Raw genomic sequence first — 7,313 nt, forward strand, 5'->3', positions numbered from 1 at the left:
AGCGGGACAGCGCGGCGGGTAAGCACGGAGCTGAGCTCAGCTAGCCCCCTCTCCCTTCGGAGCGGGGCGCGCAGCCAGGGGCCGGGGTGAGGGACCGACGTGGATACCTTGGCAGAAAGCCCGAATTGCGCGCGCCGGAGTCCTACGCTCAAAGCGTACTGGCGCAATACAACTGCCGGGTCTCCCGCGCATACAGGCAGGAACGCAGCGGCTCTAGGTGGATCACCGAACCCTGGTGGCGGCTGTAGAGCAGGTTGAACAGCAGGGAGCTGTCGAGCTCCGCGTTCAGCCGGGTCACGTCGCCGCTGTCGACCCGCAACTGATAGCCACCCCGGAAGTCGGGCTCCACGCGTCCCGTGGTTTCCACGATGACGTCGCCTTGCCGGCTCATGGCATAGAAACGCCCGCCGTTGAACAGGATGCTGTGGCTGGCGTCGACCACCTTCCCGCTGCTCAGGCGAACCTGGCCCTGGGAGCTGTAGCGGCCGTTGAGTTCCGGCTGGTACGCGCTGCCGAACCAGGCGGCGCCGGCGCCGACCGCCAGCAGGGAGATGCCGACCAGCGCGGCGAACAGGCGCTTGCGGCCTCGAAGGGTGAAGGTCATGGCAGGCACCTGCGGAGCATCGTGTCGTCGACGGCGGAGAGCTGGCTTTCCTGCGTCATCAACCAGCGGACGTCGCCGTTGGCGCGCATGCAGAGCAACTGGTAGAAGTCCGCGCTCTTGCTGAGGATCAGTTCGACCGGCTGCTCCGCCAGGGAGGCGATGCGTGTGGTCAGCTCCCGGGTGTCGAGGATCAGTTGCCGCAACGGTGCTTCGTCCTGCTCGATGTAGGTGATCAGCGCGTTGCCGATCCTGACCTCGTTGCTGTACGTGCGTGGGTCGCCAAGCAGCTTGTAGGCGAGCAGGGCGAGCAGGACGAGGCCGAGTGGCAGCAGGGCGGCGATGGCCAGCAACGGGCTCCAGGGCCGGCGTATCTCTGCTGGCGGAGCAGGGGACGGGACGGGGGCGATGGGCGGCGGCAGGGCGTCGCTCGCTTCCGGCTCGACCTCGTCCTCCGGCAGGGGGCCGAGGAAGTGCGGGTTGAGCATGTAGCCGCGACGCGGCAGGGTCTGGATGATCTCGCGCTTCTTCTCGTCGCCGAGCACCTGGCGCAGGGTGTAGATCTGCTGGTTCAGGCTGCCCTGGCCGACCACCCGGTCGGACCAGGCGAAACTCATCAGCTCCTCGCGGGACACCACGGTGCCGGGAGCCTGTAGCAGCCGCTCCAGCAGGCGGCTGCCGGAGTAGCCCAGTTCGACCTTCTCCTCGTGCCCGGCCCTGCTCAGCACCAGTTGATAGCGAGCGGGATAGAAGCGCGCATGGCAATCGTCGTGCCCGGTCCGGATGGCCTGGCAGGCGACGCTTGCCGTGGAAGGCTCGGGCGCTAGGGCTGCTGTTGAGATGTTCATGCTTGCCAGGGTTACCTGTCGCTCGTCCGTGGGCGTACTGCCCAATTTCCGACGGGGTGGCATTTTGACGTCAGGAAAATGGTGTCGCAAGTCTCGATATTCCATTCGAGGGATTGACATGAAATTTTCATGTTGTTCGCACCGGTTGGCGCAATGGAAAAAGTGCGACGAGAAGACGGGAGAGGGCGGCACGCGACGACGGCTACCGTCCGTCGAACGGGACTGCGGAAACGACGAACGCCCCGAGTCGATCGGGGCGTTCGTGTGAAGCGGCTGGCCGATTCCCTTCGGCCGATGTCGCGGCTTAGCCCAGCAGCGACATGACCATGCCCGGCATCTGGCCGGCTTGCTTGAGCATGGAGATGCCGGACTGCATCAGCATGCTGTTCTTGGTCATGTTGGCGCTTTCCTTGGCGAAGTCGGCGTCCACGATGCGACCACGGGCCATCTCGGTGTTGTCCTTCATGTTGGACAGGTTGTTGGCGGTGTGGTTGAGGCGGTTGATGTTGGCGCCCAGTTGAGCACGCAGGGTGCCGACTGCGTCGAGAGCGGTTTCCAGTTCATCCATCGCGCTGCCGGCATTGGTGGCGTCGTCGATGGTCTCGGCCTTGATGGTGGTGATGGCGTCAGTGACGGCAGTCAGGTTGGTACTGGCGTCGAGCGACAGCGTCTCGGCGCTGCTGGAACCGATCTGGAAGGTCATGGCGGCAGTGAACTTGCCGCCTGCGGCGAACAGGGATTCACCAGCGTACTTGGTGTTGCTGATGATGTTGGTCAGTTCGTTGCCCAATTCATCGTATTCGGCTTTCAGGGAGGCACGGTCGTCATCGCTGTTGGTATCGTTCGCCGCCTGGGTGGCCAGATCCTTCATGCGTTGCATGATATCGGTCATCTCGCTGAACGCGCCTTCGGCGGTCTGCAGTAGGGAAACGGCGTCGTTGGTGTTGCGGATGGCCATGTCCATGCCGCGGGACTGGGCATTCAGGCGGGTAGCGATCTGCAGGCCGGCGGCGTCGTCGGCGGCGGAGTTGATGCGGAAGCCGGTGCCCAGGCGCTGCTGGTTGGTGCCCAGGGCGTTGTTGGTCTTGCCCAGGTTGGTCTGGGTGATCAGCGAGGAGTAGTTGGTATGAATCGACAGAGCCATGTGCGTATTCCTTCAGTCAATGCTTTAGGGCTTGTGATGAAGCTGGCTGTGATCGCCTGCTGAAGGGGTAAGACGACCGGCTTTTTCGAGTGCTTAAGCAGCCGGAAAATTTTTTCTGCCGAGCCCCCGCACCCCGTCATCCCCGCGAACGCGGGGAACCAGAAAACGGGTTGGTGCCGGGTTCATTGGACTCCCGCGTTCGCGGGAGCGACGGGGGAGATGCCGCCGCGCGGATGGATGTCGCGGCTTTCGACCCATCCTGCGAAAACCTCTATTCGAAGGTGCTGCTCACCAATCCGGCCTCCAGCACCTTGGCCTCGATGACCTTTTCGCTGTTCAGGTTGCGAACCTTGATCACGTCGTCCTGCTGGCCGTTCTGCAACGCTTCGCCGAGGGTCGAGGCCTGGATGCCGTCGCGGCTGGCGACGATCTTCACCTGCTGGCCGCGCTTGACCAGCAGGGGGCTGGTCAGCAGGCCGGGACTGAGGGGCTGGCCGGCGCGGATGCGGCGCTTGGCGCTCATGCCGAGCACTTCTTCCGGGCGTTGGAAGTAACCGCGCGTGGCCTTGCCGGCGTTCAGCTCCTGCACCTGCAACTGGCCGGCCTCGATGCCCTGGCCGCGCTCGATCACCTGGCCGGCGTGCAGCGCCGGGATGAACACGCTGGCCTGGCTGCTGACCAGCACCGTCCAGCCCGGCTGGTCGTCGCAGCTCACCTTCAGGCGCTGGCGCCCCAGCGGCGCGGGGCTGTCGTCGGCGCCCTCGACTTGCAGCGGGCCCTGGCAGGCGGTCAGCCGGGCGGTGCCGTTCAGCGCGCTGCTGGCGTGGCTGAAGCGCATGCCTTGCCAGCCCTGGCGGCGGGCCTCCTGTTGCAACTGCGCCGCCAGGTAGCGCTCGACGGCCTGGTCGATCTGCCGGTCGACCTCGCTCTCGGCATGCAGCAGCGCGGAGAACGGCAGCAGCGCGGCGGCGAGCAGGCGACGCAAGGCGGAAGTGGCGTTTCCGCCTGCCGCGCCGCGCCGACGCAAAGGCGGAAGCGCAGCGACGCCAAGGCGCCGAAGTCGTTCGGAAAAACTCAGGTAAATCAAGCTCATGGGCGAATTATCGGGTTTGGGCATGGTTCCTGCTCTAGCTGGCAGCTAGCAGTTGAAACGCGGTCGCTGCCGAACGGTGCCGGCCGACCCTGGTTGAGAGGAATGGCAATGAGTATACGGATTGACGAGGCCTTGGGCGTCCATGCCCGTGCTCTCGAGTTGCGCGTGCAGCGCAGCGAGATCCTCGCCGCCAACCTGGCGAACGAGGACACGCCGGGCTTCCTGGCGCGGGACATCGACTTCGCCGGCGAGATGCAGCGGCTCGACAGCGACTTCGCCACCACCAGCCCCGGCGCCGGCCTGGACTCGTCGCTGAAGTACCGCGTGCCGACCCAGCCGTCGCAGGACGGCAACACCGTGGAGCTGAGCGTCGAGCAGGCCGCGTTTTCGAAGAACGCCATGGATTTCCAGACCAGCCTGACTTTCCTCAGCATGAAGTTCCGTGGCCTGAAACAGGCGATCGAGGGGCGATAAGCAGCCATGTCATTCGATTCCATCTACCGCATCGCCGGCTCGTCGATGAACGCGCAGACCGTGCGCCTGAATACCGTGGCCAGCAACCTGGCCAACGCCGAATCCGCGGCGGCCCGCCCCGAGGACGTCTACCAGGCGCGCAAGCCGCTGTTCGCCGCCGTCTACGAGAACGGCGAGCTGACCCGTGGCGCCGGCCTGGGCGGCGCCCACGTGCAGGTGCTCGACGTGGTCACCGCCGGCCGCGAGCCGAAGCGCCGCTACGAGCCGGACAACCCGCTGGCCGACCGTGACGGCTACGTGTTCTACGCCGACGTCAACGAGATCGAGGAGATGACCGACATGATGTCGGCCAGCCGCAGCTTCGAGACCAGCGTCGATGTCCTCAACCGCGTCAAGAGCATGCAGCAGGGCCTGCTCAAACTGGGAGAAGTCTGATGACACAGGTCAATTCCGCCAGCGGCAGCGGCCTCTACGGCAACGGCTCCGACGAGCAGATCAAGGGGGGAATCGACGTCAGCGACGCCACCCAGTTGGAGAACAACTTCATCACCCTGATGGTCGCGCAGATCCAGAACCAGGACCCGACCAAGCCGGTGGACAGCACCGAGTTCCTCAACCAGTTCGCCGCCATGTCGCAGGTCCGCAGCCTGGAGAACATGGCCAGCCTGAGCAAGAACAACCTAGTGCTGCTGGACAACCTGCAGACCCTGACCGCCGCCGGGCTGGTCGACCAGGAAGTGAAGGTGGCCACCGACAAGGTCGAGCTGGGCGACGGGACGGTGCGCGGGCAGGTCAACCTCGAGTTCGCCTCGGGCAAGACCGTGCTGCGCCTGACCGACAGCAACGGCGTGAAGACCGACATCCAGCTCGGCAGCCAGGTCGCCGGGCCGGTGCCGTTCGATCTGGATGCCGGGAAGCTCGGCCTGGAGCCGGGTCGCTACAGCATCGAGGTGGTCACCGACAGCGGCGAATACCCGGGCGTGGAAGTGGCCGGCCGGGTGAGCAAGGTCCGGGTCAGCGCCGAAGGTCCGGTGCTGGACGTCGAGGGCGTCGGTTCCGTGCCGTTCTACAACATCACCGAATTTGGCCAGAGCCAGCTCGCCGGGCTGTTCTGAGCGTATCGATCACGAGGATTCCAGCATGAGTTTCAACATCGCCCTGACCGGCCTGACCGCCGTCAACGACCAGCTCAACACCATCAGCAACAACATCGCCAACGCCGGCACCACCGGCTTCAAGTCCTCGCGCACCGAGTTCGGCAGCGTCTATGCCGAGAGCCAGGCGATGGGCGTGGAAGTGCTCGGCAAGACCCAGAGCATCAGCCAGGGCGGCGCGCTGGTGTCCACCGGCCGCAGCCTGGACCTGGCGATTTCCGGCGGCGGTTTCTTCGTCACCCGCAGCAGCAACGGCGAGCAGAGCTACACCCGCGCCGGGGTGTTCGGCGCCGACCGCGACAACTTCATCGTCAACGCCGCCGGCCAGCGCCTGCAAGGCTACCCGGTGGACGCCGCCGGCAACCTGCTGGTGGGCAACCTCGGCGACCTGCAACTGAGCTCCAACAACCTGCCGGCCAGGGCCACCGACAGCCTGACCTTCGTCGCCAACCTGGATTCCAACCAGGAGGTGCCGGGTGTCGCGCCGTTCGACCCGGACAACGTCAACACCTTCAACTCCACCTACACCACCAAGATCTTCGACTCCCAGGGCAAGGAGCACACCCTGACCCAGTACTTCGTGAAGACCGGCGCCAACACCTGGGACGCCCACTACTACGCCGACGGCGTGGCGGTCGGCGGCCCGCAGGCGCTGACCTTCGGTACCAACGGCGCGCTGACCGGCCCGGTGGCGCCGGTGGCGGTCAACTTCCCGCTGCCCGGCGTCGACCCGATGAGCATCGCCATCGACTACACCGGCACCAGCCAGTACGGCTCCGACTTCGTGGTCACCAGCAACCGGCCCACCGGCTACGCGGCCGGCGAGCAGACCGGCCTGTCGGTGGAGAAGGACGGCATGATCTACGCCAACTACAGCAACGGCCAGCGGATGTTGCAGGGCCAGGTGGCGCTGGCCAGCTTCGTCAACGTCGGCGGCTTGCGCAACGTCAGCGGCACCGCCTGGAGCGAGAGCTCCGAGTCCGGCGCGGCGCTGATCGGCGTGCCCGGCGTCGGCGCCTACGGCGAGCTCAGCGCCGGCGCGCTGGAAAGCTCCAACGTCGACCTGACCCAGCAACTGGTCGGGCTGATGGAAGGCCAGCGCAACTACCAGGCCAACACCAAGGTGCTGTCCACCGACAAGGAACTCACCCAAGTGCTGTTCAGCGCGATCTGAGGTTGAGCCATGGACCGTCTGGGATACACGGCGATGACCGCCGCCAGCCGCACGATGACCTCGCTCACGGTGCGCGCCAACAACCTGGCCAACGTCAATACCCCCGGTTTTCGCGCCGATCTGGAGCAGGCCGAGGCGGTGACGGTGCAGGGCTACGGCTATGACAGCCGGCACCTGGCGCGGGTCGCCGACAACGGCGTCAACCTGGCGCCGGGACAGCTCATGGCCACCGGCCGCGACCTCGACTTCGCCATCCAGGGCAAGGGCCTGATCGCCGTGGAGAGCGCCGAGGGCGAACGCTACACGCGCCACGGCGGCCTGCAGGTGAGCGCCGACCTGGAGCTGACCATCAACGGCCGGCCGGTGCTCGGCGACAACGGCCCGATCGTGCTGCCCGAGTACGACAGCCTGACCATCGGCGCCGACGGCACCGTCTCGGTGATCCCGCGCGGCGACTACCTGACCGCCGAGGTCGGCCGCATCAAGCTGGTCGACGTGCCGGCCGGCGGGCTGGTCAAGCAGCAGGATGGCCTGCTGGCGACCAGGGACGGCCAGCCGGCCGAGGCCAGCGACGAGGTGCGCCTGGTGTCCGGCTACCTGGAGTCGAGCAACGTCTCGGCCATCGACCAGTTGGTGGCGACCATGAGCCTCAACCGCCTGTTCGAGACCCAGGTGAAGATGATGAAGGCCGCCGAGGATCTGTCCGACGCGGGCAATCGGATGATTCGTGGTTGATGGCCCGTAGTCTGGATGCGATCCGGGGCCTTGGTGCCGGGCGTTCCCGGATTGCAGCCGGGCTACGGGCTGGAACGCCGGTGCCCAACC

9 protein-coding genes are annotated in these 7,313 nt (G+C 66.1%); 5 read left to right on the plus strand and 4 right to left on the minus strand.

Annotated elements, in window-relative coordinates; all coding sequences use genetic code 11:
• Positions 1-148 precede the first annotated feature (148 nt).
• The 4 genes from PSEWESI4_RS22825 to flgA form a co-directional block, all read right to left on the minus strand.
• Entirely contained in the window at positions 149-604 is a 456-nt protein-coding gene (locus tag PSEWESI4_RS22825; protein WP_187673535.1) for a hypothetical protein, read from the minus strand.
• The gene (locus tag PSEWESI4_RS22830) at positions 601-1,449 is read right to left on the minus strand and encodes a winged helix-turn-helix domain-containing protein (protein ID WP_187673536.1); all 849 of its coding nucleotides are present in this window, start codon (positions 1,447-1,449) and stop codon (positions 601-603) included. Before PSEWESI4_RS22830 ends, PSEWESI4_RS22825 begins: the two co-directional genes overlap by 4 nt.
• Before the next feature lie 304 nt (positions 1,450-1,753).
• Positions 1,754-2,593: a lateral flagellin LafA gene (gene lafA / locus PSEWESI4_RS22835; RefSeq protein WP_187673537.1), complete on the minus strand. Its 840-nt coding sequence runs from the start codon at positions 2,591-2,593 to the stop codon at positions 1,754-1,756.
• Between the two features lie 271 nt (positions 2,594-2,864).
• Entirely contained in the window at positions 2,865-3,578 is a 714-nt protein-coding gene (gene flgA / locus PSEWESI4_RS22840; RefSeq protein WP_235978995.1) for a flagellar basal body P-ring formation chaperone FlgA, read from the minus strand.
• Positions 3,579-3,794: 216 nt separating this feature from the next.
• On the opposite strand from flgA, the gene flgB reads away from it, so the two are divergent.
• The 5 genes from flgB to PSEWESI4_RS22865 are packed head-to-tail and all read left to right on the plus strand — an operon-like array spanning position 3,795 to position 7,223.
• On the plus strand, positions 3,795-4,160 hold the full coding sequence (flgB, locus tag PSEWESI4_RS22845; protein WP_187673539.1) for a flagellar basal body rod protein FlgB: 366 nt from the start codon (positions 3,795-3,797) through the stop codon (positions 4,158-4,160).
• Positions 4,161-4,166: 6 nt separating this feature from the next.
• Positions 4,167-4,595 carry a flagellar basal body rod protein FlgC gene (gene flgC / locus PSEWESI4_RS22850; protein WP_187673540.1) on the plus strand — a complete coding sequence of 143 codons (429 nt, stop codon included), beginning with the start codon at positions 4,167-4,169 and terminating at the stop codon, positions 4,593-4,595.
• Entirely contained in the window at positions 4,595-5,275 is a 681-nt protein-coding gene (gene flgD, locus PSEWESI4_RS22855) for a flagellar hook assembly protein FlgD (RefSeq protein WP_187673541.1), read from the plus strand. The genes flgC and flgD overlap by 1 nt, the downstream gene beginning before the upstream one ends.
• A 25-nt stretch (positions 5,276-5,300) precedes the next feature.
• Positions 5,301-6,488: a flagellar hook protein FlgE gene (gene flgE, locus PSEWESI4_RS22860; RefSeq protein ID WP_187673542.1), complete on the plus strand. Its 1,188-nt coding sequence runs from the start codon at positions 5,301-5,303 to the stop codon at positions 6,486-6,488.
• Between the two features lie 9 nt (positions 6,489-6,497).
• Positions 6,498-7,223, plus strand: a complete 726-nt coding sequence (locus PSEWESI4_RS22865; protein WP_187673543.1) for a flagellar basal body rod protein FlgF — start codon at positions 6,498-6,500, stop codon at positions 7,221-7,223.
• The last annotated feature ends 90 nt before the right edge of the window (positions 7,224-7,313 follow it).

It is taken from the genome of Zestomonas carbonaria (genome assembly GCF_904061905.1).
Lineage (GTDB): Bacteria > Pseudomonadota > Gammaproteobacteria > Pseudomonadales > Pseudomonadaceae > Aquipseudomonas > Aquipseudomonas carbonaria.